Annotated in this window: 26 protein-coding genes and 1 pseudogene; 18 read left to right on the top strand and 9 right to left on the bottom strand. The window is 72.2% G+C overall.

Annotated elements, in window-relative coordinates; genetic code table 11:
- Positions 1-317: 317 nt before the first annotated feature.
- The 4 genes and pseudogenes from KIS93_RS22150 to KIS93_RS22135 form a co-directional block, all read right to left on the bottom strand.
- The gene (locus KIS93_RS22150; protein WP_080045858.1) at positions 318-1331 is read right to left on the bottom strand and encodes a hypothetical protein; all 1014 of its coding nucleotides are present in this window, start codon (positions 1329-1331) and stop codon (positions 318-320) included.
- Positions 1312-1902, bottom strand: coding sequence for a sigma-70 family RNA polymerase sigma factor (locus tag KIS93_RS22145; RefSeq protein WP_222107589.1), 591 nt, complete (start codon positions 1900-1902; stop codon positions 1312-1314). The genes KIS93_RS22150 and KIS93_RS22145 overlap by 20 nt, the downstream gene beginning before the upstream one ends.
- Positions 1899-2144, bottom strand: a complete 246-nt coding sequence (locus KIS93_RS22140; protein WP_080045860.1) for a hypothetical protein — start codon at positions 2142-2144, stop codon at positions 1899-1901. The genes KIS93_RS22145 and KIS93_RS22140 overlap by 4 nt, the downstream gene beginning before the upstream one ends.
- Positions 2145-2419: 275 nt before the next feature.
- Positions 2420-2890, bottom strand: a pseudogene (locus tag KIS93_RS22135) (dehydrogenase family protein); the annotation flags it as partial.
- 66 nt (positions 2891-2956) lie between these two features.
- Between KIS93_RS22135 and KIS93_RS22130 the strand changes: the two are divergent.
- The 5 genes from KIS93_RS22130 (at position 2957) to KIS93_RS22110 (ending at position 8206) form a co-directional block, all read left to right on the top strand.
- Positions 2957-3334: a hypothetical protein gene (locus tag KIS93_RS22130; protein ID WP_186404381.1), complete on the top strand. Its 378-nt coding sequence runs from the start codon at positions 2957-2959 to the stop codon at positions 3332-3334.
- Positions 3335-3664: 330 nt separating this feature from the next.
- The gene (locus tag KIS93_RS22125) at positions 3665-4441 is read left to right on the top strand and encodes a rod shape-determining protein (RefSeq protein ID WP_080045862.1); all 777 of its coding nucleotides are present in this window, start codon (positions 3665-3667) and stop codon (positions 4439-4441) included.
- Between the two features lie 95 nt (positions 4442-4536).
- Positions 4537-4863 (top strand): TraR/DksA family transcriptional regulator, encoded by a 327-nt coding sequence (locus tag KIS93_RS22120; protein ID WP_080045863.1) that lies wholly within the window; start codon positions 4537-4539, stop codon positions 4861-4863.
- Between the two features lie 51 nt (positions 4864-4914).
- A complete protein-coding gene (locus tag KIS93_RS65525) occupies positions 4915-6723 on the top strand; it encodes a PucR family transcriptional regulator (protein ID WP_230465860.1) in 1809 nt (602 codons plus the stop codon).
- A 238-nt stretch (positions 6724-6961) separates the two neighbouring features.
- Positions 6962-8206 carry an NAD(P)/FAD-dependent oxidoreductase gene (locus KIS93_RS22110; protein WP_080045864.1) on the top strand — a complete coding sequence of 415 codons (1245 nt, stop codon included), beginning with the start codon at positions 6962-6964 and terminating at the stop codon, positions 8204-8206.
- Positions 8207-8234: 28 nt separating this feature from the next.
- Here the strand turns inward: KIS93_RS22110 and KIS93_RS22105 are convergent, their stop codons facing one another.
- The 4 genes from KIS93_RS22105 to KIS93_RS67565 are packed head-to-tail and all read right to left on the bottom strand — an operon-like array spanning position 8235 to position 12031.
- Positions 8235-9131 carry an ADP-ribosylglycohydrolase family protein gene (locus KIS93_RS22105; RefSeq protein WP_080045865.1) on the bottom strand — a complete coding sequence of 299 codons (897 nt, stop codon included), beginning with the start codon at positions 9129-9131 and terminating at the stop codon, positions 8235-8237.
- 51 nt (positions 9132-9182) lie between these two features.
- Positions 9183-10544: an ROK family protein gene (locus KIS93_RS22100; RefSeq protein ID WP_080045866.1), complete on the bottom strand. Its 1362-nt coding sequence runs from the start codon at positions 10542-10544 to the stop codon at positions 9183-9185.
- A 45-nt stretch (positions 10545-10589) separates the two neighbouring features.
- The gene (locus tag KIS93_RS22095; RefSeq protein WP_186404380.1) at positions 10590-11675 is read right to left on the bottom strand and encodes an MFS transporter; all 1086 of its coding nucleotides are present in this window, start codon (positions 11673-11675) and stop codon (positions 10590-10592) included.
- Complete coding sequence (locus tag KIS93_RS67565; RefSeq protein WP_186404379.1) at positions 11669-12031, bottom strand: MFS transporter; 363 nt, start codon at positions 12029-12031, stop codon at positions 11669-11671. The genes KIS93_RS22095 and KIS93_RS67565 overlap by 7 nt, the downstream gene beginning before the upstream one ends.
- Positions 12032-12697: 666 nt before the next feature.
- On the opposite strand from KIS93_RS67565, the gene KIS93_RS63515 reads away from it, so the two are divergent.
- The 5 genes from KIS93_RS63515 (at position 12698) to KIS93_RS22075 (ending at position 16326) form a co-directional block, all read left to right on the top strand.
- Positions 12698-13246 (top strand): GMC family oxidoreductase N-terminal domain-containing protein, encoded by a 549-nt coding sequence (locus KIS93_RS63515; RefSeq protein ID WP_222107588.1) that lies wholly within the window; start codon positions 12698-12700, stop codon positions 13244-13246.
- A 1-nt stretch (position 13247) separates the two neighbouring features.
- Complete coding sequence (locus KIS93_RS68405) at positions 13248-13793, top strand: GMC oxidoreductase (protein ID WP_335673916.1); 546 nt, start codon at positions 13248-13250, stop codon at positions 13791-13793.
- Positions 13790-14185, top strand: a complete 396-nt coding sequence (locus KIS93_RS63505) for a C-glycoside deglycosidase beta subunit domain-containing protein (RefSeq protein ID WP_222107586.1) — start codon at positions 13790-13792, stop codon at positions 14183-14185. Before KIS93_RS68405 ends, KIS93_RS63505 begins: the two co-directional genes overlap by 4 nt.
- A gap of 4 nt (positions 14186-14189) precedes the next feature.
- Positions 14190-15092 carry a sugar phosphate isomerase/epimerase family protein gene (locus tag KIS93_RS22080; RefSeq protein WP_222107585.1) on the top strand — a complete coding sequence of 301 codons (903 nt, stop codon included), beginning with the start codon at positions 14190-14192 and terminating at the stop codon, positions 15090-15092.
- A gap of 217 nt (positions 15093-15309) precedes the next feature.
- Positions 15310-16326, top strand: coding sequence for a hypothetical protein (locus KIS93_RS22075; RefSeq protein ID WP_155129293.1), 1017 nt, complete (start codon positions 15310-15312; stop codon positions 16324-16326).
- Here KIS93_RS22075 and KIS93_RS22070 read toward each other — a convergent pair whose 3' ends face one another.
- Entirely contained in the window at positions 16327-17316 is a 990-nt protein-coding gene (locus tag KIS93_RS22070; RefSeq protein WP_080045869.1) for a sugar-binding transcriptional regulator, read from the bottom strand.
- A 372-nt stretch (positions 17317-17688) separates the two neighbouring features.
- Here KIS93_RS22070 and KIS93_RS22065 point away from each other — a divergent pair, with 372 nt between their 5' ends.
- The 8 genes from KIS93_RS22065 to KIS93_RS22030 are packed head-to-tail and all read left to right on the top strand — an operon-like array spanning position 17689 to position 26283.
- The gene (locus tag KIS93_RS22065; RefSeq protein WP_080047579.1) at positions 17689-18690 is read left to right on the top strand and encodes a sugar phosphate isomerase/epimerase family protein; all 1002 of its coding nucleotides are present in this window, start codon (positions 17689-17691) and stop codon (positions 18688-18690) included.
- Positions 18687-19580 carry a transketolase gene (locus KIS93_RS22060; RefSeq protein ID WP_080045870.1) on the top strand — a complete coding sequence of 298 codons (894 nt, stop codon included), beginning with the start codon at positions 18687-18689 and terminating at the stop codon, positions 19578-19580. The genes KIS93_RS22065 and KIS93_RS22060 overlap by 4 nt, the downstream gene beginning before the upstream one ends.
- Positions 19577-20536: a transketolase family protein gene (locus tag KIS93_RS22055; protein ID WP_080045871.1), complete on the top strand. Its 960-nt coding sequence runs from the start codon at positions 19577-19579 to the stop codon at positions 20534-20536. The genes KIS93_RS22060 and KIS93_RS22055 overlap by 4 nt, the downstream gene beginning before the upstream one ends.
- Positions 20529-22037, top strand: a complete 1509-nt coding sequence (locus KIS93_RS22050; RefSeq protein ID WP_080045872.1) for an FGGY family carbohydrate kinase — start codon at positions 20529-20531, stop codon at positions 22035-22037. Before KIS93_RS22055 ends, KIS93_RS22050 begins: the two co-directional genes overlap by 8 nt.
- Complete coding sequence (locus KIS93_RS22045; protein ID WP_080045873.1) at positions 22034-22657, top strand: DUF2291 family protein; 624 nt, start codon at positions 22034-22036, stop codon at positions 22655-22657. The genes KIS93_RS22050 and KIS93_RS22045 overlap by 4 nt, the downstream gene beginning before the upstream one ends.
- A complete protein-coding gene (locus tag KIS93_RS22040) occupies positions 22654-24174 on the top strand; it encodes a sugar ABC transporter ATP-binding protein (RefSeq protein WP_080045874.1) in 1521 nt (506 codons plus the stop codon). Before KIS93_RS22045 ends, KIS93_RS22040 begins: the two co-directional genes overlap by 4 nt.
- Positions 24171-25265, top strand: a complete 1095-nt coding sequence (locus KIS93_RS22035) for an ABC transporter permease (RefSeq protein ID WP_080045875.1) — start codon at positions 24171-24173, stop codon at positions 25263-25265. The genes KIS93_RS22040 and KIS93_RS22035 overlap by 4 nt, the downstream gene beginning before the upstream one ends.
- A gap of 31 nt (positions 25266-25296) precedes the next feature.
- Positions 25297-26283, top strand: a complete 987-nt coding sequence (locus tag KIS93_RS22030) for a D-ribose ABC transporter substrate-binding protein (RefSeq protein ID WP_222107584.1) — start codon at positions 25297-25299, stop codon at positions 26281-26283.
- The last annotated feature ends 8 nt before the right edge of the window (positions 26284-26291 follow it).

Genomic DNA, 26291 nt, shown 5'->3' with positions numbered 1-26291 from the left:
GCAAGCGCTTCCTGATCCTGGTCGCATTCCGGCACGACCCCTGTACCGCGCCACCATCGGCCTCGACGACCCGGTGGTTTATCGGCCTGTCAGGACGCCGCGCAGGAATCGGGCGTAGGAGATCTGACGGTAGGCGTCGAGCTCGCAGGCGACGCCTCTTGTTCCTGACCCTCCGCCTGCTGTTCGGTGCGCGCCGCTGAGAGCCGCTGGTTGGCGTCCTGGAGGGCTTGCGCCGCATTCCGCACGGCAGCACTGTGCGGGTCAGTCAGCTGCCGCTTACTGCTGGGTGAGATCGCTAGGGGCCTTGCCGCCGGTGCTCAGCAGTCGACGAAGTCCCGTACGGTTGCGGCGCTGGATCGGATCACCCACAGTCCGCTGCCCGCTGCGAGCACGTCCGAGCGGGCTCTGACGTGCTCGATGTCCACATCGTCTGGCCACCATGTGCCCGTCTCCGACCACCGCACCCCTTCCAGTTCGACATCCGACAGCCGCACGGAACGCAGGTCGGACGTGGTGAAGTCGTCGAGGAACAGGTACACCATGTCCTGGTCGAGAAAGACCTCGCGGCCCAGCAACTCGCTGACGACGTCCCGGACCCAGGTGACGGCCCACGCGACCAGGGTGCGCGCCGCGTCGTGGATGTCGCCGAGATCACGGGTGAGGCAGTGGATGAGCTGGCCGGCGAGGTCATGCTCGAGATCGCGGCTGAGCGCGTGTGCGAGGTCGAGCACCAGGTCGAGAGCACGGGCGTGATCGAGGCCGCGGGCGAGGTCGCCGGCGCCGATCGGATTGTGAGAGGAACCGGCGGATCGGGCGAGAACCGCTGTCAGCTCCGTGGCGCGCTCGCGATCCGTACGAAGGCGGAAGGCGAGGTCGTGGGCCAGCGAGCGGGCACGCTGGCGCGTGTGGCCGTGGACTTGCGGGCGGTCGACGTGATGGGCCAGTTTCCGGGCGAGACGGAGGCTGAGGCCGAGGGCATGGTCGTGGTCGAGGGCGCGAGTGAGGAGACGGCGCGACGTCCGGACACGAGGATGCTGCCGTAGGGCCAGACGATCCTCAGGGCCGACGGCAGGGAACGCCTCATCGTAGGTGCAGTGACGGCTCTCTGCCCGTTCCTCGCCCATGGAGGAGATCTTGGTGAGCAGGATCTGGCCGAGCCCCGCCTCGATGTCGAGAAGCGCGTGCAGGCCGTCGAGCTGGGTGGCGTAGTGGGAGTGCAACAGCACCTCACGTAGCCCGGCCTCGATGTCCAGGATGCTGTGCAGATCGTTCATCACTGTGTTGGGCCACAGGTCCAGCCGTCTGGCGGGATCAATATCCAGGGCGAGCATGGGGGTCCTCCTCTCCGCGGGCGAGGTGTGCAAGGATGGCTCGGCGGGCCTTCTTGAGGCTGGCGCTGACCGCGTTGGGAGTGATGCCGAGTTGCTCGGCGATCTCGGCCGGGGTGTAGTCACTGAGCCTCCAGGCCATGACCTGGCGTTGCCGGGGTGGGAGCGTGCGGAGCGCCTGCAGGATGACCTGACGAGACTCCCACTCTGCGGCCTCTTCGGGGCGGGGCAGGAGCGCTGTCGGTTCAGGCACTGGGTCGAGCGCCTCTTCGCGCGCGTCGGTGAGATGCCGGACCAGGGCCCGTGAGGCGACTGTATGCACCCATGCCGGCGGATTGTCGATCTCCTGCCATCGCTGGTAGGCCTTCTCCATTGTCTCCTGTGCGATGTCACCGGCCACCGATGCTGTCGCGCCTTGATTGACCAGGAAAGCCACCAGAATATGGGCCGTGCTGCGGTAGAACGACGAGAATTCCATATCGGTGGTGTGGCGCGCTTCGGGCTGGGATCGCCGAATGTCCTCATGCGGTGCGCGCGATGAGCTTAGCCCTTCTGGGGGGTTCGGGTCGCTCATGGCGCCGTGTCTGCTCTCGGGGCATATGTGAGAGTCATGGTCAGACGGTGTGCTTTTCCGTGCTCCTCGCCCCACTCCAGCTGCCCGTGTCCGGCGACCATCTGGACGAGTCGCACGAGGTAGCGGCCCTGTATCCGGGCGTGCCGCACCTGCCAGCGCAGGCGTAGCCATAACGCCAGGAGTGCGCCCGCATGAGCGCTGATGACCGTGATGACGGTGATCACGGCAGTGAGGATGTCCATGTACGAGCCCCTTCTGGCTGTGCGCGAGTCTATGTATAAGAGCTCGGGAAGGCCCTCGAAATGAACGTGCTGCCGAAGATTTCCATCAGAAGAATTACTCTGAAAAAAGCTCGGATAATGCCGCAGGTCTCGCTGGAACCGAACGCGTACTTAAGTCGCCATTCGTTGTTCGGGCCGGTCGAGGTGGGTGTGGGCCCGCACGTGCGTGTTCCCACAGTCTCGGGGAGCTGACGGCGGGGTCACGCACGCGGTGATCCGGGTCGTAGAGGAGTGGCTCAGATCAGACCCAGGGCCAGCATGGCGTCGGCGACGCGGCGGAAGCCGTCGATGGTGGCGCCGGCCACGTCGTTGCCCGGCATGCGGTACTCCGCGGCCGTCGTCAGGCAGCGGGCGTGGATGTCCCGCATCCTGTCGCGCAGCCGGCGCTCGGAGAAGTCGAACGACCACGAGTCGCGGCTGGCGTTCTGCTGCATCTCCAGCGCGCTGGTCGCCACGCCGCCCGCGTTGGCCGCCTTGCCCGGCCCGAAGGCGACGCCCGCCTCCAGGAACACCTTGATCGCCTCAGGGGTGGTCGGCATGTTCGCGCCCTCGCCGACCGCGACGCAGCCGTTGTCCACCAGGAACGCGGCGTCGCGGCCGGGCACGAAGGCGACTTGCCCGCCACGGCGTTCCGCGTACGTCTCCAGCCGGCCGCGCTCCATCTGCTTGGCCTGCTTGAGCAGCGCCAGGTCGATGCCCTTGCCGTCGAAGCGCACCTGCGCGCCCTTTGGCCTGACATGCCTTTTCTGCGGGGCTGGGCTATGGTCGGGCCTATGAGGGGGCCGTGGAGAACACCACACGGGTCCATCGCGTTCAGCGGCGTGATGGGCCTGGTTCTGCTGTCCCTCATCGCGTTGATGCTGGCCGGCGCCGTTGCGGCCCCTGGTCCAGCCACGGCCGCGCCCGCATCCGCCGGCCACGTGTGGGCTCCCGGCGGGCAGGACGTCGACCTGTCCAGCCTGCCGCCGCAGGCCGGGAACGTGCGCGAGCACCACGTGCTGTCGTTGTGGCGGGTCGTGCGCGGCACCGGGCAGGCCGAGGCCGCCCACCTGGCGCTGACGGCCGTTTCCGGGGCGGACCGCGAGCTGCTGCGGGATCCGCAACAGCTCGCTCACCGCACCGCGGGGTCACGAAGCCCGCCGCTCGCCTGACCCGCGTCTCCGCCGTCCAGCCGGTGTCTTCTTCGCCCTGGCCGGTGTCTTCTCCATGGGCCGACGCCTTCTCCATGGTGAGGCGTCTTCGCGTCGCAGACTTCACCAGCGAGTCCTCGTAGGGACGCCCTGACCTGTCGTCATGTCCCGGCCCGTTCGTCCGGGCCGTCTGCTGTGGGGGCGGCTGCCGCATGCCGCCTTCCGCCTCGACATCAGCTAGGAGCTGATCATGCTCGTTGCCGAAGAAGTCCACCTCTTCGCCCCGCGACGACGTCCGCGTGGATCCGTGTCCCGCCGGCCGGCCACCCGCGTGCTGCGGGGAGGCCCGGCATGAACGCGTGGCGGCGCTTCGTGGCGCTGGACCTCGGCACCGCCCGCACCCGCTCGCTGATCCTCGGCGGGCAGGCCATCGCCGACCGGCCGTCGGTGGTCGTGCGGCGCCCGGCCGGCGCCGGTGCGGCGGACGTGGTGCGGCCGGTCCGGCACGGCATGGTGGCCGACCGGGGCGCGTGCGCGCGGCTGGTGCGGCTGGCGTTGCGCGACACCCGGCTCTTCGACAGCCGGCCGCTGGAGCGGGTGCTGGCCGGAGTGCCGGTGGCGGCGTCGCCCGGCGACCGCGAGGCGGTCCGCGCCGCGGTCGCGGGGATCGCCGGGTGCGAGGTGGCCCTGGTGGAGGAGCCGCTGGCGGCCGCCGTCGGCGCCGGTCTGGACGTTCTCGGCGCCCGTCCCCGGCTGCTGCTGGACGTCGGGGCGGGCATCGTCGAGGCCGTCGTCCTGCGGGACGGGGTGGTCAGCGACGCGGTCAGCCTCCAGCTCAGCACCACCACCGGCACGGGGCCGACCGCGGACGCGGTGGACAGCATCGCCGACATGACGGCGGGCCTGCTCCGCCGCCTCCCGGCCGCCACCCGCCCCGACGCCCGGGCCCGTGGCCTCGTCGTCACCGGCGGCGGCGCGCACCACGAGCACCTGCTCCGCCGGCTGCGCACCGCCCTGCGGGCACCGGTCGCCGCAGCGCCCCAGCCGCAGTACGCCATCGTCCGCGGCCTGATGCGGCTCTGCCTGCAACCGGCCTTGGCGGGCCACCCCGCCTCGCCGGCCCGCTGACGCGCCCGATCCCGGCGCGCCATCCCGCTCGGCGCGGGTCGCCGGCCTGCCCACGGCTTTCTGCCGCGTACCGTCACGGAAAGGAACGAAGGATCATGAGCACCCACCTCAGCAGCGTGCAGCTGCAGGCTCTGCGCGAGGACCTGCGGGAGCAGCTCGAACAGCGCAAACGGCACCTGGACGAGCTGCGCGAGCAGGAACGCGACAGCAACGGCGGCGAGGGCACCTGGCAGGAACTGGTCGCCTCGGCCGCCGCCGCCGAGCGTGCCGTCGCCGAGCTGTCCCGGGCCTTCGACCGGCTGGCGGCCGGCACCTACGGCCGGTGCACGCACTGCGAAGCCGGCATCCCGTTCGAACGGCTGGAGATCCGGCCGCTGGCCCGCACCTGCATCGACTGCCAGCGGCGGCACGAGGCCGCCTGACCCCACGGAGGGGCAGGTCATCCTGCCCCTCCCTCTTCCCGGAAGCTGATCATGATCACACTGGATCGCCTGGTGAACGTCCTCGGCGGGTACGGCGTGCGGCTGTGCAACCGGCCCGAGGCCCGCGCCGCCTGGCTGCACGGCGTGGCCGTGCCCGACGCCGCCGACCCGCACGTCACGGGCGACCTGCTCCTGGCCATCGGCACCGGCTCGATCGAGGAGGCGGTGCGCTGCGCCGTCGCGGCCAAGGCCACAGCCGTCCTGGTCCGGCCCTCCCCGTCCGGTGGCCCAGGGGAGAGGGGCGGCTTGGCCCGGCCCGCCCCGTCCGGCGGCCCAGGGGAGAGCGGTGGCGGCCTGGACCGGCAGGCTGCCGCGCTCGGGGACCGGCACCAGGTGGCGGTGCTGCTGGCCGACCCCGCGATGCCGTGGAGCCAGCTCGCCGGGGTCGTGTACGGGCTGGTGCTGGAGAGCCGCGAGACCGCCTCCGGGCGCGGCCCGACCGACCTGTTCGCCCTGGCCGACAGCCTGGCCGACACCCTCGGCGGCGCGGTGACCATCGAGGACCGGCACTCGCGCGTACTCGCCTACTCCCGCTCCCAGCAGGCGGGCGACCCCGCGCGGCTGGAGACCATCCTCGCCCGCCGCGTTCCCGACCGGCTGCGCGAGCTGTTCCAGCGGCGGGGGGTGTTCGACCGGCTGGCGGCGGCGGACGAGCCGGTGTTCGTGCCCGCCGACCCCGAGCACGGCCTGACGGCGCGGACGGTCGTGCCCGTACGGGCCGGTCGCGAACTGCTCGGCTCGGTCTGGGTGACCTGCGAACGCCCGCCGGCCGGCGCCCACCGCCGCGCCCTGGCCGACGGCGCGCACACGGTCGCGCTGCACCTGCTGCGTTCCCGGGCGAGCGCCGATCTGGAGCGGCAGGTGGAGTCCGACCTGATCATCCGGCTGCTGGAGGGCGGCGCCGACGCCCCCACGGTGATCAGCCGCCTGGGGCTGGCGCCGCAGCCGCTGCGGGTCGTTGCGGTGCGCGCCCACACCGACGGTGAGCGGCGGGGAGAGGGCGAGCGGTACCTCGGCGGTGAGCGGCACCTCGGCGGTGAGCGGCACCTCGGTGGTGAGCGGCAGATCGGTGGTGAGCGGCGGGTCGGGCGTGAGCGGCAGGGCGGTGGGGATCGGCAGGGCGGTGGGGATCGGCAGGGCGGTGGGGATCGGCAGGGCGGTGGGGATCGGCAGGGCGGTGGGGATCGGCATGCCGCGTTGCTGCTGGCCTTCGAGCAGGCCACCACCGGGTTCGGCTGGTCCAGGCCGGGTCGTAGCGCGTTGCTCGGTGACACGCTCTACACCGTCCTGCCCGCCGAGCAGGCCGGCGCGGCGCGGAGGTGGATCTCCGCACTGTGTGCGGAGCTGCCCGCTCATGTACGCGTCGCCGCCGGCATCGGCGCGCCCGCCGAGGCCGCCGAGCTGCCCGCCGGCCGTCAGGAGGCCGACGAGTGCCTGGCGCTGCACGAGAGCAGGCCCGGCGACGTCCCGCCCGCCTACGACGAATCGTGGGACGACATCCTGCTGCGACGCCTGCGCGCGGCCGTGCGCACGGGCCGGACCCCGGCTCGCGGACCGGTGTCCACGCTGCTGCGGCACGACGCCCGCCACGGCACGCGCTTCGTCGCCACGTTGCGGGCCTGGCTGGAGTGCCAGGGCGACCCGGTGCCGGCGGCCGAGCGTCTCGGCGTGCATCCCAACACCGTGCGGAACCGGTTGCGCAAGATAGGCGAGCTCACCCCGCTGGACCTGGGCGACGCCCGGCAGCGCCTGGCCATGACGATCATGCTGGCCGCCGTCGAGGACGAGCCCCGAGCCTGAGCGATGCGCCGAACCCGGGCCCGGGCGTGGGGCCAAGGCCGGGCCGGGGCGTGGGGCTGAGGCGGGGCCGGGGCGTGGGACTGAGGCCGGGCCGGGGCGTGCGGGCGAGCCCGTGGCCCCGTCGTTGTGCCGGGCCCACAACGGCGGCGCCGCGGTTGTCGTCCGCCCACAACGCCCCCGCCCGCCCGCCGGGCCATGCTGGCCGTGACATCGGCATTCGTACCCCAGGAGGTTGGACATGGCCGGGAACTGGCCGCGCTCGGCGATCGTGGTGGGCGCGGGCATCGTGGGCCTGTCGACCGCGTGGTTCCTCCAGGAGCGCGGGGTCGAGGTCAACGTGGTGGACCGCGCGGGGGTGGCGGGCGGCGCGTCCTGGGGCAACGCCGGCTGGGTCGCGCCGGGCCTGGCCATCCCGCTGAACGAGCCGGCCGTGCTGCGTTACGGCCTGCGCTCGCTGCTCGACCCGGCCGCGCCCCTGTACGTGCCCGCCGGTCTCGACCTCGGCCTCTGGCGGTTCCTGCTCCGCTTCGCCGCGAACAGCGGCCGGCGGTCCTGGTCGCGGGCCGCCCGGGCGAACCTGCCGCTCAACGAGGAGTGCGTCGAGGCGTACGAGGTGCTGGCCGCCAACGGCGTGTCCGCCCCGGTCGTGGACGCGCCGATCACCGCCGCGTTCCGTACCTCACGGCAGGCTGAAGGCCTGCTGCGCGAGCTGCGTAGGCTCGAGCAGGTGGGGCAGCACGTCGAGCACACCGTGCTGGACCGGGACCGGCTCGCCGAGCAGGTCCCGCTCGCCGGCGGGGAGCTGGGCGCGGGGGTGCGCATCGACGGGCAGCGGTACGTCGACCCGGGCGCTTTCGTGCACGCCCTCGGCGAGGCCGTCATGCGGCGGGGCGCGACGGTGTACGCGTTCGAGGTCGACGAGGTGCGGACCGACGACCGGAAGGCGATCGTCCGCTCGGCGAAGGGCACCGTGCTGTCCGCGGACGCGGTGGTGCTCGCGACCGGCGCCTGGCTGCCCCGGCTGGCCCGGCAGTGGGGCGTGCGCGTCCCGGTGCGGGCGGGCCGCGGCTACTCGTTCACGGTGCCGGTCGATCGTCCCGTGCCCGGCCCTCTTTACCTGCCGGACGTCCGGGTCGCCTGCACTCCCTACCGGGGCGGGCTGCGGGTGGCGGGCACGATGGAGTTCCGCGACCCGGACGCGCCGCAGGTGCCGGCCCGCCTGGAGGCCATCATCGCCTCCGCCCGTCCTTTGCTGCGGGGCGTGCGGTGGGACGAGCGGACCGACGCCTGGGTGGGGCCGCGCCCGATCACCCCGGACGGGCGCCCGCTGGTCGGCGGGACGGTGGCGCCCACCGTGTACGTGGCGGGCGGGCACGGCATGTGGGGCCTGGCGCAGGGCCCCGTCACCGGCCGGCTGCTGGCCGAGTGGATCACCACCGGCAAGCAGCCCGAGGCCCTGGCCGACCTCGACCCGCTGCGCTGACCGGCGGCCCGGCGACCGCGGCCGTCGTTCAGTGGTGGAGTGCGGGAGCCCCGGCCCAGTCCGGCAGGGGCTCGCAGCGGCTCGTCCACCGCGGCGGCAGGTGGACGCCTTCGGCGGCGGCGACGATGCCTCCGACGATGGCGCACGTGGTGTCGATGTCCCCGCCGGCCGCCGCCGTGGTCCACAGGGCCGCCTCGTAGTCGTGGCGGTGCCGCGCCGCCACCCACAGCGTGAACGGCACCGTGTCGTGCGCGGTGACCTGCCGGCCGTTGCCGAGCGCCCGGGCGGCGAGCACGGGGTCGCTGACGGTGAGGAGCCGCCGGGCCTCCTCGATGCCATCGCGGACCAGGCTCGCGGGCACGTGCCGGCTGATCCGGTCGAGGAAGGGCCCGGCGGGCAGGCCGGGCTCGGTCGCGGCCACGGCGGTCGCCACCGCGACGGCCACGGCCCCGGCCACCGCCTCAGGGTGGGTGTGGGTGACCTGCGCCGACAGGCCGGCCTGACGGACGACTTCGGCCAGATCGCCGGCGAACCAGGCGCCGAGCGGCGCCACCCGCATCGCGGCGCCGTTGCCCCACGAGCCCTTGCCGTCGAAGAGCCCGGCGGCCAGCGCCCGCCAGCCGGCGCCTTCGCGGACCAGCCGGAGCATCCGGTTCGTGGAGGGGCCGTATCCGCGGTCGAAGTCGTGCCGGGCGGCGAAACTCGCCGCGAGCTCGTCCTGGTCGACGGTGCCGTGCTCGGCCAGGACGCGATAGACGGAGCACGCCATCTCGGTGTCGTCGGTCCACTGCCACGGGCCTGGTGGCAGGGAGCGAGAGGAGAGGGCGTGCCGGTTGGCGGGGACGAAGAACTGGGAGCCGAAGGCGTCACCGAGGGCCAGGCCGTGGAGCGAGGCGGTGGCCCGGGCAAGGGGATGTGCTGACATCGCTTCTCATTGTGGCGGATGCCGGGCCCCGCTTTCCCGGCGCCGCGTCGGTCAGGAGAAGGCGTTCGACAGCCGCTGCAGGTCGGCGGCGTGGCCGAGGGGTGAGCCGTCCTCGACCCATCGGGGAAGCGTCGCGGGGTTGAAGAGGTGCTCGACGGCGAGCAGCGCCGCGCCCGTGACGCCCTCCATGTGGTCCATCGACGCGGCCCTGACCTCCAGGCCCTGCCCGGCCAGGTCGGTGACGCGCCGCAGGATGACCTCGCGGAACACGTCGAGGAAGTAGCCGCCGGTGCGTAGGACGCCGCCGCCGAGCACGAGCGCGCCGGGGTTGCAGAAGTTCACCAGGTTGGCCGCCACGGTGGCGATGGTGCGCGCGGCGCGGCCGACGAGCTCGCGCGCGAGGTCGTCGGCGGCCACGACGGCGGCGCCGACGTCCGCGAGGGTCAGGTGGCCGCGCCGCCGGATCGCCGCGCTGAAGGCGGGGCTCTCGGCGGCCCGTTCCGTCGCTTCGATCAGCAGGGCCCATCCGCTGGCGACGGCTTCGAGACAGCCGGTCTTGCCGCACCGGCAGACCTTCGCCGGGTCGTCGGTGATGTGCGTGTGCCCGATGTCTCCCGCCGCGCCGCGCTGCCCGCGCAGCAGCCGCCCCCGCACCACCAGGCCGGCGCCCACCCCGGTGCCGACCTTCATGAACAGCATGTCGCGTCCGTCGGGCGCGGAGCCGCGGGTCCACTCGCCGAGCGCCATGAGGTTGACGTCGTTGTCGACCCAGACGGGGGCGTCGTAGTGGTCGCGCAGCCAGGACCGGACGCTGAAGCCGTCCCATCCGGGCATGATCGGCGGCGCGACGAGACGCCCGGTGGAGAAGTCGACCGGCCCCGGGACGCCGATGCCGATGGCCCAGGGCCGCCCCAGCCGCGTCTTCTGGGCCAGGTGGTCGAAATGCCGCCGGACGTGCTCCATCGTCTCGTCGGGGCCGTCCTCGACACTCCAGTCCTCGTGGACGTCCTCGATCAGCCGGCCGTCGAGGTCGGCGACGGCCACGGTCATCTCGGACGCCCCGAGGAGGGCGGCGTACACGTGCCCGGCGTCGGCACGGAAGCGCAGCAGGCGCGGCTGCCGGCCTCCCGAGGAGGGCGCCAGCCCGTCCTCGGCGAGCAGGCCGGCGTCGATGGCCTGCTCCACGCGCTGGGTGATGATCTTCCTGCTGAGCCCGGTCGCGGTGACCAGCTCGGGACGGGTTCTCGCCCGCCCTGAGCGGACGAGGTCGATGACCAGGGCGAGCGGCGCGCTTTCGAGCGCGGTGAGCGGGCCCTGGAGCTCGGTCAGGCCCGGCTTGGGTGGGACGCCGCGGACCGGGGTGCTCTCAGCCGACGCTCCGACGGGCCTTCTCGGCGCGGCGGCTGATGGCATCGCAGGTCCTTGTCGCGGTGAGGGGGCTGGTGGATGCCCATACTCTCACGGCCGCGCCGCCGGATCTTCGGCGTGGCGCCGCGCGCTGATCTCCGCCTTGATCGCGGGCAGCCGCCGCTGGAGGTCGTACGGCGCGATCGCGAGGATCTGCAGGACGGCCAGGCCCGCGGGCAGGGCGATGAACAGCCACATGATGCCGCCGGCGACCGCCGGGGTCACCGCCGCGGGGTCGTAGGCGATGGCGGCCAGGCCCCAGGCGAGCAGTGCCGAGCCGAGCGCGGCGCCGACCTTGGTGCTCATGCTGTAGCCGGAGAAGAGCAGCCCCTCCTCGCGGCGGCCGCCGCGCCACTCCTGCCACTCGACCGTGTCGGCCGTCAGCGCGGGAGCGGCGACGAAGCCGAGCCCGCCGACGAGGTTCGCCGCGAAGAACACGACGGTGAACGCGACGAGCTGCTCCCGCAGCGGGACGAGCGACAGGGTGAGCGCGATGTAGGCGACCAGGCCGAGGACGATGCCGCGCCGGTGCCCGATGACGCGCAGGATCGGCGCGGTGAGCAGCGACCCGACGACCGCCGACAGTGAGAACGCCAGCAGGATGACCGAGATGGCGGCCGGGTCGCGCATCGTGTGGAGCGCGAAGTACACGGCGCCGCCGGTGATGACGCCGAGCCGGGCGAAGGACAGGATCGAGAAGGCGAACACCGACAGCCAGGGCCGGTTGCGGGCGAGCGTCCTGAGCGAGGCGCCGAGGTGCCCGCGCTCGCGGGCGGCCGGGGTGAGCGCGACCCGCTCCTTGACCCAGGCGTGGACGAGCCAGATGAGCAGCATCCCGGCCACCGAGAAGATCGTGATCGTGACGCCGAACCCGAGCCTGGAGGTCGGTACCCCGCCGATGGCGGTGATCAGCGGCTGGGTCAGGGTGGAGACGAGGATCAGGCCGATGCCCACGCCGAACGAGCGCAGGCCGGCGAGCTTCATCCGCGTGCCGGAGTCCCGGGTGGCCATCGACAGCAACGCGCCGTAGGGGACGTTGACGATCGAGTAGGCCAGGCCGACCAGGATGAACGTGACGGTGGCGTACGTGATCGTCCACGGCTCGTCGCCGCCCGCCGGGGTGAGGAAGGTCAGCACCGTGAGGCCGGACAGCAGCGGAGCCCGAACAGCAGGTAGGGGCGGGCGCGCCCGCGCCGGGTGTGGGTGCGGTCGAGGAGCACGCCCACCAGTGGGTCGAAGAAGGCGTCGAGCAGCCGCGCGGCGAACATCACGGTGCCCGCGGTGGCCGCGCTGATCAGCGCCACGTCCGTGTAGAAGAAGAGCAGGTAGCTGGAGATCGTCGTCCACGTGAGGTTGGAGGCGATGTCGCCCAGGGCGAACGCGGCCCGTTCACGCAGGCGCACGGCTCTCGGATCGTCGGCCGGGTCGGTCCGGGGCTGGTCGGAGGGTCCGGCCGGGTGGGCGGAAGGGGGTGCGGTGCGTCGCCTGAGCATCGGGGGGCCTACCCATCGTCGTCTGCCAGTCATCGGCTCGGCCATCTTGTGTTCCGTAGGGGCATAAGTCAAGGTCGAACCGCAAGATCCTTTGCGTTACGTCGAAGTCAACCCTCGTGTGACACCTCCCTGGACTTTTGTGCCTTAAGCGCGTAACTTGCTCCCCGGTTCACCGGGGCGGCGTCCGCGCCGCCCGGCCGCAGACAGATTGGGAGACCCATGACCGACCCCGGGTCGCGGCGCGTCTATCCGGACCACGTCGACGTCGCGATCATCGGAAGTGGCCCGGCGGGCGCCGCCTACGCGCGCGTGCTCAGCGAGCGGGCCCGCACGCGTCCGTCGCGCTCTTCGAAGCGGGCCCCACCGTCACCACCCCGCCGGGCGCGCACGTCAAGAACCTGCGCGACCCCCGCGCCCGCGCGCTCGCGCAGCGCCGGTCAGAAGGCCCGAGCCGCAGGACGCGACGGCCCCCACCGACACCATGGACGGCTACGCCGGCTCGCGGGAGCGCCTGCTGCGCCCCGGCACCTTCCTCCTACGGGACGGCTGGCGGCAGCCAGGGGAGGACGGCCTGCCCGCGGCGGCCTTCTCCAGCAACGTGGGCGGCATGGCGGCGCACTGGACCGGCGCCTGCCCGCGTCCCGGCGGGGGGGAGCGCATCCCTTCGTGGCCGGCCTCGACGACCTCCTCACCGAGGCGGAGCGGCTGCTGGCCGTCACCTCGTCGGCGCTCGCGGACGCTCCCCTGGCAGACCTCGTGCGCAAGAGGCTCGCCGAGGAGTTCGACGACGGCCGGGCGCCGGACCGGCGGGTGCGGCCGATGCCGCTCGCCGTGCGGCGCACGGCCTCCGGCGAGCTGATCTGGTCGGGCTCCGACGTCGTGTTCGGCGAGGTGACGCGCCGCAACGCGAACTTCCGGCTGCTCGACGAGTCGCTGGTGACGCGGGTCCTCGTCCAGGACGGCGCGGTCCGCGGCGTCCGGGTGCGCGACCTGCGGAGCGGGCACGAGCACGTGGTCGGAGCGCGGTTCACGGTCGTGGCCGCCGACAGCCTGCGCACCCCGCAGGTGCTCCACGCCTCCGGCGTCCGCCCGCCGCCCTGGGCCGCCACCTCAACGACCAGCCGCAGATCGTCCACGCCGCCCGCCTCCGCGACGCCCCGCAGGAGCCGCCCGCCCCGGCGGAGGACGGCGCCATCACCGCGCGGAGCGGGGTGAGCTGGGTGCCGTTCACCGACGACCAGCCGTTCCACGGGCAGGTCATGCAACTGGACGCCTCCCCGGTTCCGATCGACGGCGACGCCGTCCCCGGCTCGATCGTCGGCCTGGGCTGGTTCTGCGCCAAGGACCTCCAGCCCGGCGACCGCGTCACGTTCTCCGACTCCGAGACGGACGAGTACGGCATGCCGGCCATGCGCATCCACTACACCCTCACCGACCGGGACAGGGCGAGCATCGAACGTGCCAAGGCGTCGATCAAGGCCGCGGCCGCGGCGCTCGGCACCCCCTCGGCGACGAACCGCTCGTCTTCCCGCCCGGAGCGTCCCTGCACTACCAGGGCACCATTCGCATGGGCGTCCGCGACGACGGCACCTCGGTCTGCGACCCCACCAGCCAGGTGTGGGGCGTCCGGGGCCTGTTCGTCGCCGGGAACGGCGTCATCCCCACCCCGACGGCCTGCAACCCCACCCTCACCGCCGTCGCCCTGGCCGTCCGCGGGGCGCGCCGCGTCGCCGCCGAGCTGAACCAGCGAAAGGACGCATGATGCTGGAACGGGAACTGATCCAGAGCCGCGGCTTCCGCAACGTCGTCACCGGCGGCGACATCGCGGGCTTCCAGCTCCTTCTCCGCATGCCCAACTACCGAGGGGTGTGGGCCAGCCTGATCGACGGCGTGGCCGTCCGGGTCGGCGACCGCCAGTGGGACGCGGAACAGCCGCTGTGGACCCTCCAGGGACGCACCTTCACCATCGCCGAGCTGCGCGCGTCCACCGGCGTCCGCTGGCAGCTCGACGAGCCGGCCACCATCTTCGTCCCGCACCCCGGCGGCCTGGCCCCGGCGTCCACGACGTGGCCGTGGACATCGCCATCCACGCCCCGTACATCCCCGCGGAGTTCCAGCCCTCCCTCTTCCACGCCGAGCGAAAGGTCACGCTGACCGCATGAACGACACCGCGACCCTGCGGTACGGCGTCTCGCTGTACAGCTACACCGGCGACATGAACACCGTCCTCACCCTCGACGACGCCATGGCCCACATCGCCGACCTGGGCGCCACCGGCATCGAGATCCTCGGCGAGGGCAACATCCCCGGCTACCCCACCCCGAGCACCGGGTGGATCGACTCCTGGCACGCCGGCCTCGCCCGCCACGGGCTGGAGGCCACGAACTACGGCTCCTGGATCGACTCGCGCATGTGGCGCGAGCGTGACCTGACGGTCGCGGAGGGCGCCGCGATGCTCGCCCGCGACCTGCGGTTGGCCTCGACGCTCGGCTTCACCAGCGTCCGCCCCAAGGTCGGCGTGGTGTCGGCGGACCTGCGGCCGCACCCGATCTGGGAGCCGGTCATCGAGCGCAACCTCGACCTGGCCGCCGAGCTGGGCATCGTGATCTGCCCCGAGATCCACGCCCCCACCCCGATCAGGCACCCGGTCGTCGACGACTACCTCTCCTTCATCGAGCGCACCGGTACGTCCAGCTTCCGCATCCTGATCGACACGGGGATCTTCCAGCGCGCCGTCACCACGGTCAAGCACGACGGGCTGAGCGAGGAGGCGATCGAGGAGGGCTGGCGCAAGCCGCTCGCCGTCCCCATGGAGGATCTGGTGGCGGTGCTGCCGTACGTCGCCTTCGTCCAGGCCAAGTTCTTCGACATCGACGACGAGCTGAACGACCCGCACATCCCGTGGCGCGAGATCCTCCGGACCCTGATCGAGCACGGCTACGACGGCTACCTGTCCAGCGAGTACGAAGGGGATCGGGCGCCGTACCGCTCGATCGAGCAGGTACGCCGCCAGCACACCCTGCTCAGGAGGCTGGAACGGGAGATCCGCGCGAAGGCGTGACCCTGGCGAGGCCCCGCCCCGCCGCTCCGGCTTCACGAAGGGGCGCCTGAACCGCCCGGCACACTTTCCCGCCGGACAGGAGATCCACGATGATGTGAGCGCGTTATGGGCCCGCCGATTCGCGCACGCCGATCAAGGCCATGACGCGGATGGAGGCATTGCCGTGACAATAGCTCCAGGCCGGTGGAAGAGGGCGACCGCGATTATGCTGGTCGCCGTGCCCATGGCCCTGTTCGGCGCCATACTCGCCGGCCAGGCGACCGCGCACGTGTCTCCGCGCGAAGGCATTTCCTGGGATCTGGGTGCGGCGGATGCGTTGCTCTATGACTCCGGGGCGACGGGGCCGGTCACGCAGGACGGCAATGGTTATGAGTTGTACCCGCTGAAAGACCACTCCGAGACGCGGAAGCCCTACACCCGTGACGAGATCGAGGGCCTGTTTCCCGAGGGCAGCAGGGCGATACCCATCAACGTCGACAACGGGCCCCGGCAGGACTGGCCCGGCGTGGTGGCAGAGCTGGACCTGAAGGATCCGTTGACGCGCGGAATGTATCCGCTGGAAAGCGGCAGGTATCCGGCGGCCAAAGGCGAGCTTCTCGTCGTGGCGAGTGAATATGACGATATTCGAGCGGCTGTGGGCGGATTCCAGCCCGGGAGCAGATTCGCCGAGACGGTGAAGATCGTGGGGGTGGCCAAGGACATTCGACGGCACTGGCTCCCTCCCACTGTCTCCTTTCCCGGCAGCGGGCTGGTGGAGAACGGCGGGCGCTGGCACCAATGGCTGGTGGACACGCCGCAGCCCATTGGCTGGGAGCAGGTAGGCGCGCTGAACCAGAAAGGGCTCTACGTCAGGTCGCGGGCGGTCGTCAACAACCCGCCGCGGCCGGATGAGCGAGCCGAAGCCTTGGACAGGGAATATCACCTGACGCAGCCGGACTATTCGAAGGCCCTCATCTGGGGTGTGGCGGTCTGTGTGGTGCTGGTGTATCCGGGTCTGGTCTTTCTCCTGCGGGGCCGGCGGCGGCTCATCGTGGTGCAGCTGATTCTGGCCGTCCCCGTGAGCATCGGGCTCGGCCTTTTGTGCGCGTCATGGCTGACGCCCTCTTTCGCGGAATCGGCCATCGGCCCGTTCGAAGTGCCTTGGCAGCAGGTTCTGGTCGTGGCCGCCGTAGGGGAGGCCGTCATCGCGCTCGCCCTCCCCAGGGCGATCGGCCGGGCCGTGTTCGGGGGCTGATCACGGCGTCCCCTCGTCGAGGAGCGCGCGGGCGGTCGCCACGTCGGTGATCAGGACGTTCACCCAGCCGCCGCTGATCGCCGCGCGGATCGCCGCGTGCTTGCGCTCGCCGCCGGCCATGCCGATGCGGCGGGGGATGGCGCGCAGGACCTCCGGGTCGATGCCGACGACGCGGCTGTTGAGGTCGCTGTGGATGAGCTCGCCGGCGGCGTCGAAGTAGCGCTGGCAGACGTCGCCGACCGCGTGGGCGGCGATGAGCTGGTCCTGGTCGGCGGGGGCGATGGCGTTGCCGCTGTCGCGCAGCAGGGGGGAGGGCTGCACGCTGCCGATGCCGACGAGGGCCATGGTGAGGCTCTGCCACTCCTTGGTGATCGACTGCATGGCGGTGTCGGCCACCAGGCTGCGGCGGGTCTCGGCGGTGCTGACCAGGCCGGGGGCCTGCACATAGACGGGCTCGGCGCCGATCAGCTCGGCGAGGTGGCTCAGCAGCCGGTTGGCCTTGGCCTGGACGGCGCCTTCGCCGACACCGCCGGCGAGCTGGACGACGCGGTCGGCGCCGGCCACGCGCAGCGGGTGCAGCCGCTCGGCGACCGACAGGAGGGTCTGGCTCCAGGGGGAGATGCCGATGCGTTCGCCGCCGGCCAGGGTCGATTCGAGGTAGGCCGCTCCGGCGGAGCCGATGCCGGCGATGATCTCCGACTCGTCGCCCTCGACGTCGACGACGACGGCCTCCCGTAACCCGTACCGGCTCTCCAGGCCCTGCTCCAGGGCGAGGTGCACGCCCTGCGAGACGATGACCACCGTGCGGACGATGCCGATCTCGCCGGCCCGCTTCAGCAGGCGGGACACCTTGGTCTGGGAGATGTGCAGGGCGTCGGCGATGTCGGCCTGGCGGATGCCCTGTTCGTGGTACATGTGCGCGACCTTGGTGATCAGCCGCACCCTGCCGTCGGAGGCGGACCGGCCGGCGCCGCTCGCATGGACAGCCATCAGGACCCGTCCCCTTCGTCGTCGCGGAGTTTCCTCGCCTGACATTGTCCACGCGCGGGGTCACTCCTCGTACACGCCGCACTGAGGCGTGCGCGGCCCGCTGCGCCGCGTTCTGTGCGGCGGGCAGGTCGAGGCTGCGGGTCGCGCAGGGGACAAGCGGTTCTCACCACGGAAGGTCGCTCAGAGTTATTGACAGACATGCACGGATCAGCCAATCTACGGACACGGAAAATTATGCACTATCGCATAATTATGCACCACTGGGAGACTGCGATGTGCCGGCGCTGACGGGTGGAGGAGCCTCCACCCGGCCTGCTCCTGAAGACCTGCCCGCCGAGCGACGAAGCGGATGACGAGCGAGGAGTGATCGACATGACTGATCTGCCCACCTTTGGTGCTGGTATCTGGCATTTCGCCACCTACAAGGACCGTTATGCCACCGACGGCTACGGGCCGCCGGTCGGGCTGCTGGAGCAGATCGACCGCGCGGGCGCCGTGGGCGAGCTGTCGGTGGTGGACCTGAACTGGCCGTTCGTGGGTTTCGACGGGACGCTCGACGACGTCAAGGCCGCGCTGGCGAGCAACGACCTCAAAGCGATCGCGGTCACGCCTGAGATCTACACGCGCGACTTCGTGAAGGGTTCGTTCACCAACCCGGATCCGGCGGTGCGCAAGAAGGCGCTGGCGTTGATGCACGACGCCACCGAGGTGGCGCTGGAGCTGGGCTGCTCGTACGTGAAACTGTGGCCGGGCCAGGACGGCTGGGACTACCCGTTCCAGGTGAACTACCGCGACGTGTGGCAGCTCGCCCTCGACGGCCTCAAGGAGCTGTGCTCGGCCCACCCCGAGATCAACTACGTGATCGAGTACAAGCCGCGCGAGCCCCGCGTGAAGATCGTCTTTCCGAGCGTGGCCCGCACGCTGCTCGGCATCGAGCGCATCGGCCTGCCGAACCTGGGCATCCTGCTCGACTTCGGCCACTCCCTCTACGGCCAGGAGACCCCGGCCGACGCCGCCCAGCTCGCCATCGACCACGGGCGGCTGTTCGCGATCGACGTCAACGACAACATGCGCGGCTGGGACGACGACATGGTGGTCGGCTCGGTGCACCTGGTGGAGACGTTCGAGTTCTTCCACACCCTGCGCAGGAACAACTGGGACGGCGTCTGGCAGCTCGACCAGTTCCCCTTCCGCGAGGACAGCGTGCAGGCCGCCAAGCAGGCGATCCGCTTCCTGAAGGCGATCCACCGCGCGCTCGACGTCCTGGACGACGACGCGCTCGCGCGGGCCCAGGCCGCGCACGACGCGCTGGCCGCCCAACGGCTCGTGCAGAACGCGCTGCTGACCTCGATGGCCGGGCTGGAGAGCGCATGACGGACCTGGCCGTGCACGAGCACGTCGGCCTGCCCGTCTTCGAGCGGCTCGGCCCGCACGCGAGCCGGGCCGAGCAGGTCGCGCACCTGGCCGAGGCCGCCCGCCAGATCCGCATCCAGGACCTCAAGCTCGTCCACCACGCCCGGGCCGGGCACATCGGCGGCGACTTCTCCGCCATCGACATCCTGACCACCCTGTACGGGGCGGTGCTCGACATCAGCCCCGACCGGGTCGCCGACCCGGAGCGCGACCGGTTCATCCTGAGCAAGGGCCACGTCGCGGGCGCGCTCTACACGACGCTGGCCGCGTTCGGGTTCCTGCCGGTGGCCGAGCTGGCGACGTTCCTGCAGCCGCTGTCGGCGCTGAACGGCCACCCGAACCGGACGAAGGTGGCGGGCGTCGAGGCCAACACCGGGCCGCTCGGGCACGGGCTGCCGGTCGCGGTCGGGCACGCGCTGTCGGCCAAGCTGGACGCCTCCCCGCGCCGCACCTACGTGCTCGTGGGCGACGGCGAGCTGCAGGAGGGCAGCAACTGGGAGGCGATGATGGCCGCCTCCCAGCACCGGCTCGACCGGCTCACCGTGATCGTCGACCGCAACCGGCTCCAGCAGGGGGCGACGGTCAAGGAGACCAACGACCTCGACCCGCTGCACGACAAGGCCACCGCCTTCGGGTTCGCGGTGGCCGAGGTGGACGGGCACGATCACGGCGCGCTGCTGGACGTGCTGGCGCAGGTGCCGGTCCAGCCGGGCAGGCCGACGTTCGTGATCGCCCACACGCACAAGGGGCATCCGATCTCGTTCATGAGCGACAACGTCGCCTGGCACCACAAGGTGCCGGGCGAAGCCGAGTACCACCAGGCGCTCACCGAACTGGAGGACAAGCCATGACCCCGCCCCCCTCGGTCGCCGACCGGCCCCGCTTCGACTGCCGGGACGCCTACGTGGCGACCCTGTCGGAGCTGGCGCACGAGGACCATCGGATCGTCGGCGTGGTCAACGACTCGGTCGGCTCCAGCAAGCTCACCGGCTTCCGCAGCTCCTTCCCCGACCGGCTGATCAACGTCGGCATCGCCGAGCAGGACATGGTGGGCGTGGCCGCCGGCCTGGCCAACGGCGGGCGCATCCCGTTCGTCTCGGCGGCCTCCTGCTTCCTGACCGCGCGGGCGCTGGAGCAGATCAAGGCCGACGTCGCCTACTCCAACCACAACGTCAAGCTGTGCGGCATGAGCCCCGGCCTGGCCTATGGCGAGCTGGGTCCCACCCACCACTCGATCGAGGACATCGCCTGGCTGCGGGCGATCGACAACCTGACCGTCATCGTCCCGGCCGACCCGGTCGAGACGAGCGCCGCGCTGCGCTGGGCCGCCCAGGTGGAGGGGCCGGTGTTCGTCCGGGTCAGCCGCATGAGCGTGCCGCAGGTCAACGCCGACGACTACACCTTCACCCCCGGCCGGGCGGTGACGCTGCGCGACGGCGGCGACGTGACGCTGATCGCCAACGGCACCGTACTGTGGCGCGCCCTGGTGGCCGCCGAGCAGCTCGAAGCCGAAGGGATCTCGGCGCGGGTGCTGTCGATGCCGACGGTCAAGCCGCTCGACGTGGACGCGGTGGTGGCGGCGGCGCGGGAGACCGCGGGCATCGTCACCGTCGAGGAGTCGACCATCGCCGGCGGCCTCGGAGGCGCCGTCGCCGAGACCGTCGTCCAGCACCACCCGGCCCGCGTCACCATCCTCGGCATCCCCGGGTTCGCCCCCACCGGCTCGGCCGCCTTCCTGCTCGACCGGTACGGCATGTCCCCCGAAGGCATCGCCGACGCCGCACGGAGCCTCGCCCGCCATGGCTAGCCCGCTCATCCTGGCCATCGACCAGGGCACCAGCTCCACCAAGGCCCTCCTCGTGGACGGCGAAGGGCGCGTGGTCTCCCGCGCGTCCGCGCCGCTCGCCGAGACGCAGCCCCGGCCCGGCTGGGTGGAGCAGGACCCGGAGGAGCTGTGGCAGAGCGTGCGGCGGGCGGTCGCCGCATGCGTCACCCCCGACCAGGCCCGCCGGGTCGCCGGCGTCGGGATCAGCAACCAGCGCGAATCCCTCGTCCTGTGGGAGCGCCGCACCGGCAAGCCGCTCGGGCCGCTGCTGAGCTGGCAGGACCAGCGCACCGTCGGCCGCTGCCGCGAGCTGGCCGCCGAGGCCGAGCTGGTGCGCTCGGTCAGCGGGATGCCGCTGGACCCGATGTTCTCCGCGCTCAAGGCGCGGTGGCTGCTGGACACGTACGGGCGGAGCGAGGTCTGTCTCGGGACGGTCGACTCGTGGCTGCTCAGCCGCTTCGGCGGCGAGCACGTCATCGAGGCCGGCAACGCCTCCCGCACCCAGCTCCTCGGCGTCGAGACCGCGCGGTGGGACCCGGGGCTGCTGGAGCTGTTCGGGGTGCCGGACGAGGTGCTGCCGCGCGTCGTGTCCTCGTTCGGGCCGTTCCCCGCCGTCCGCGACCTGGCGCCGCTGCCGGACGGGGTGCCGGTGCTGGCCGTCCTGGGCGACTCGCACGCCGCGATGTTCGCCCACGCCGGCTGGCGGCCCGGCGTCGTCAAGGCCACCTACGGGACCGGCTCGTCGGTGATGGCCGTCGGCGGCGGCCGGTCGGCGGGGCTGTGCCGCAGCATCGCCTGGGACCTGGGCGACGGGCCCGTCCCGGCCGTCGAAGGCAACATCCGCGCCACCGGCCGGACCATCACCTGGCTGTCGGAGCTGCTGGGCGTGCCCGCCGAGACGCTGCTGGCCGAGGCGGAGGGCACCGACGCGGGCGGGGTGACGTTCGTGCCCGCGTTCGGCGGGCTCGGCGCCCCCTGGTGGGAGCCGGACGCCACCCCCGTCATCACCGGCTTCTCTCTCGGCACGCGGCGCGCCCAGCTCGCCGCCGCCGCGCTGGAGGCCGTCGCCTTCCAGGTCGAGGACGTCGTGACCGCCGTCGAGGAGGCGGCCGGGCAGGTTCGCGTCCTCATGGCGGACGGCGGGCTCACCCGCAGCGCCCGGCTCATGCGGCTCCAGGCCGACCTCAGCGGGCGCACCGTGGCGCGCTCCGGCGAGCACGACCTGTCCGCGCTCGGCGCCGCCGACGCCGCAGGGCTCGCCGCCGGATTCTGGACGACCGAGGAGCTGGAGCGCCGCCCGAGGCCGGTCGAGGAGTTCCGGCCGGCGGCGGACGACTCCTACCGGCGGGCACGCCACGCCACCTGGCGTGCGGCGGTCCGCCGGGCCCGGCCCTGCGAGGAGAGCCAGGCCGCCCGCGAGGAGAGCCACGCCGCCCGCGAGGAGAGCCGGGCCCGTCCCGACGAGGAAAGGAGCAGCACATGACCGCGAGGGTGCCGGCCCGCTGGATCGCTGGCGCGGCCGTCGCCGCGCTGGTCGTGCTCATGGCGGTGGACACGGAGTACCGCACCGCCGAGACGGCCGCCGCGGCGGCGCCCGCGACGTTCGACCCGGCCGCGTTCGGCGCGCGGAACTACGAGGCCAAGGTCGTGCCGGCCATCAAGCAGTCCGCCGTGGACCTGCCGGTCCTGCTGAAGGCGCTGGCCGAGGACAAGGAGGCGGCCGGGCGGAAGTACGGCAAGCGCCAGGGCACCGGCCCGTACACCTTCGCCGTCAAGGGCAGGGGCGAGGCCGGGCAGGCCCGCTCGGGCCTGCTGCCGGTGACCGTCGAGGGCGTGCCGGCCGGCACGCGGGTGTCGCTGCAGATCGGCCCGGCCATCAACGGCACCGCGCTGCGCGACGCCGCCGGCTTCATCACGTTCGGCCAGTTCACCAACCAGGTCGAGTACGCCGACGCGGCCACCGCGCTGAACGACGAGCTGCGCGCCAAGCTCCTCAAGAGCCTGGACGTGCCCGCCCTGGACGGCAAGGAGATCTCGTTCACCGGCGCGTTCACCCTGCTCACCCCGCAGACGGTGACGATCACCCCGGTGGAGATCTCATGACGCTGCGGGCCCGCGAGGTCACCAAGGTCTACGGCGGCACGCACGCGCTCAAGGGCGTGGACTTCGCCGTCGCGCCCGGCCGCGTCACCGCGCTGTTCGGGGAGAACGGCGCCGGAAAGTCCACGCTGATGAAGATCCTGGCCGGGATCGAGCAGCCCACGACCGGCCACGTCGAGCTGGACGGCAGGCCGGTGCGGCTGGCCTCCTCGCGGGACGCCGCCGACCAGGGCATCGCCATCATCCACCAGGAGCTGAGCCTGTGCCCGAACCTCAGCATCACCGACAACCTGTTCCTGGCCCGCGAGCTGCGCACCCCGTTCGGCGCGGTGGACCGCACGGCGCAGCGCGAGCGCACGCTCGCCGTGCTGCGCACCCTGGAGGAGGAGCTCGACCCCGACACGCCGGTGGCCGACCTGCGGCTCGGCCAGCAGCAGATCGTGGAGATCGCCCGGGCGCTGCTCCAGGACACCCGCGTGCTGATCATGGACGAGCCCACCTCCGCGCTCACCGCGCCCGAGGTGGAGGTGCTGTTCAAGGTCATCCGCGACCTGACCTCGCGCGGGGTCGCCGTCGTCTACATCTCCCACCACCTGGACGAGGCGCTCGACATCGCCGACGACGTGGTGGTGCTGCGTGACGGCACGCTGGTGGCCACCGCCCAGGCCGCGGAGGTGGACCTGCGCTGGATCGTCGAGCAGATGGTCGGCCGCGACCAGGACACCCTCTTCCCCGACCGCGACTCGCAGGCGGGGGAGCCGGTGCTCGACCTGCGGGACCTGATCGTGATCGACCCGGCCAACCCCGACCGGCTCGCCGTCGGCGGCGTGAGCCTGACCCTGCGCGCCGGGGAGATCGTCGGCGTCTACGGGCTCATGGGCTCCGGACGCACGGAACTGCTCGAAGCGCTCGCCGGGCGCATCCCGCCCGCGTCCGGCGAGATCGTCCTGGCCGGCGAGCCGCTGACGCGGGCCGGCATCCGCGACCGCATCCGGCGCGGCCTCATCCTCGTCCCCGAGGACCGGCAGCGCGACGGGCTCGTGCAGACCATGACCGTCGGCGAGAACCTGTCACTGGCCGGGCTCTACCAGTACGTGCGGCGGCTGTTCGTCTCGGCCGCCCGCGAGGGCGCGGCCGTGCGCCGCGTCATCACCGACATCACCGTCAAGACCAGCGGCGCCAAGGCGGCCATCGGCTCGCTCAGCGGCGGCAACCAGCAGAAGGTCGTCATCGGCAAGGCGCTGCTGACCGGGCCGCGCGTGCTGCTGCTGGACGAGCCGTCCCGCGGCGTGGACGTCGGCGCCAAGGCCGACATCTTCCAGCTCATGGCCGCGCAGGCGCGCCGCGGGCTGGCCGTGTTGTTCACCACCTCCGAAGCCGAGGAAGCCCTGCACATCCCCGACCGGCTGCTCGTGCTCGCCCGCGGCGCCGTCGTCGGCGAGTACCGGCGCGGAGAGATCGATCGGGAGGAACTCATGCGCGTATCCGACGGCGCCACGAACGGAGGTGCGCTCCGATGACCTCCACAGCGTCCAGGCCGGCCGGCACCGTCCAACCGGACCGGGCCGCCGCCACGGCCCGCCGGCTGTCCCTCCTGAACGTGGCCTTCGAGCTGCGCGCGTTCATCGCCCTGGCCGTGCTCGTCGTGGTGTTCGGCGTGCTGTCCGACGCGTTCCTGACCGTCCCGAACCTGATCACCATGACCAAGCACGTGGCGATCAACGCGGTGATCGCGCTCGGCATGCTGCTCGTCATCCTCAAGGGCGGCATCGACCTGTCGGTCGGCTCGATCGTCGGCCTGTCCGGCGTGGTCGCCGGCGAGCTGCTGGGCGGCCTGCACGTCGGCGGCGTGATCGCCTACCCGCCCGTGTGGGTGGTGATCGTGCTGTGCGTCGGCGTCGGCGCGCTGGTCGGCGTCGTCAACGGCGTGCTCGTCACCCGCTTCAACGTGGCCCCGTTCATCGCGACGCTCGGCATGCTGTACGTGGCGCGCGGCGCCGCGATGCTCATCTCCGACGGCGCCACCTACCCCAACCTGGCCGGCAACCCCGCCTTCGGCAACACCGGCTTCGGCCTGCTGGGCAGCGGCCGGCCGCTCGGCCTGCCCACCTCCATCTGGATCATGATCGTGCTGGCGGTGGCGGTCGTGCTGCTGCTGGCCAAGTCGCCGTTCGGCCGCTGGCTGTACGCGACCGGCGGCAACGAGCGGGCCGCCGACCTGTCCGGCGTGCCGATCCGCCGGGTCAAGACCATCGTGTACGTGATCTCGGGCGCGTGCGCGGCCGTGGCCGGGCTCATCATCGCCTCCGAGCTGACCTCGGCCGCGCCGCAGGCGGGGGAGACGTACGAGCTGAACGCCATCGCCGCCGTGGTGATCGGCGGGGCCGCGCTCAGCGGCGGCCGGGGCACCGTGCGCGGCACCCTGGTCGGCGCGTTCGTCATCGGCTTCCTGGCCGACGGCCTGGTGATCCTGGGCGTCTCGACGTTCTGGCAGATCCTCATCAAGGGCGCCGTGATCATCCTCGCGGTCATGCTCGACCAGGGCCAGCAGCGCTTCAAGCGCCGGGGGGCCGCCGCCGCGGCGGTCGCCGCGACCCGGCACCACGACTAGACAGCACCACCCCCCCACAAGGAGAACCACCATGCGCCGTGTCCTGACCATGGCCCTGTCCCTGACCCTCGGCTGCGCCGCCCTGACCGCCTGCGGAGGCGGCGGCGAGCAGCCCGCGACCGGCGCGCCCGCGAGCAGCGGCTCGGCCGCCGCCGGCGGGCTGATCGCCGTCATCACCCCGTCCCACGACAACCCGTTCTTCAAGGCCGAGGCCGACGCGGCCAAGGCGCAGGCGGAGAAGCTCGGCTACCAGACGTCCGTGGCCTCCCACGACGACGACCCGAACAAGCAGAGCGAGCTGATCGACGCCGCCATCTCCCGCCAGGCCAAGGCGATCATCCTGGACAACGCCGGCGCCGACGCCTCCATCGGCCCGGTCCGCAAGGCCACCGAGGCCGGCGTGCCCGTCTTCCTCATCGACCGCGAGATCAACGCCACCGGCATCGCCAAGGCGCAGATCGTCTCCAACAACTCCCAGGGCGCCCAGCTCGCCGCGCAGTCGTTCGTCGAGGCGATGAAGAGCAAGGGCAACTACGTCGAGCTGGTCGGCAAGGAGTCCGACACCAACGCCAGCGTCCGCTCCAAGGGCTTCGCCGACGTCATCTCCCAGTATCCCGACATGAAGCAGGTCGCCAAGGAGAGCGCCAACTGGGACCAGCAGGAGGCGTTCACCAAGATGGAGACCATCATCCAGAAGAACCGCGACATCCAGGGCGTCATCGCCGGCAACGACACCATGGCCCTCGGGGCGGTCGCGGCGCTGAAGGCCGCGAACCTGCTGGACAAGGTCACGGTCGTCGGCTTCGACGGCAGCCCCGACGCGATCGCCGCCATCAAGGCGGGCGAGATGCACGCCACCGCGCTGCAGCCCGCCGCGCTCGGCGCCACCAGCGCCGTGGACCAGGCCGACCAGTTCATCAAGACCGGCAAGACCGGCAAGGAGGAGAAGCAGTCGATCGACTGCGAGCTGGTCACCAAGGACAACGCCGACGACTTCGGCGTCTTCGCCCGCAAGTAGAGCGGAGC

The organism is [Actinomadura] parvosata subsp. kistnae, assembly GCF_900323885.1.
GTDB lineage: Bacteria > Actinomycetota > Actinomycetes > Streptosporangiales > Streptosporangiaceae > Nonomuraea > Nonomuraea composti.
This window is presented reverse-complemented; position numbering and strand designations above follow the sequence as displayed.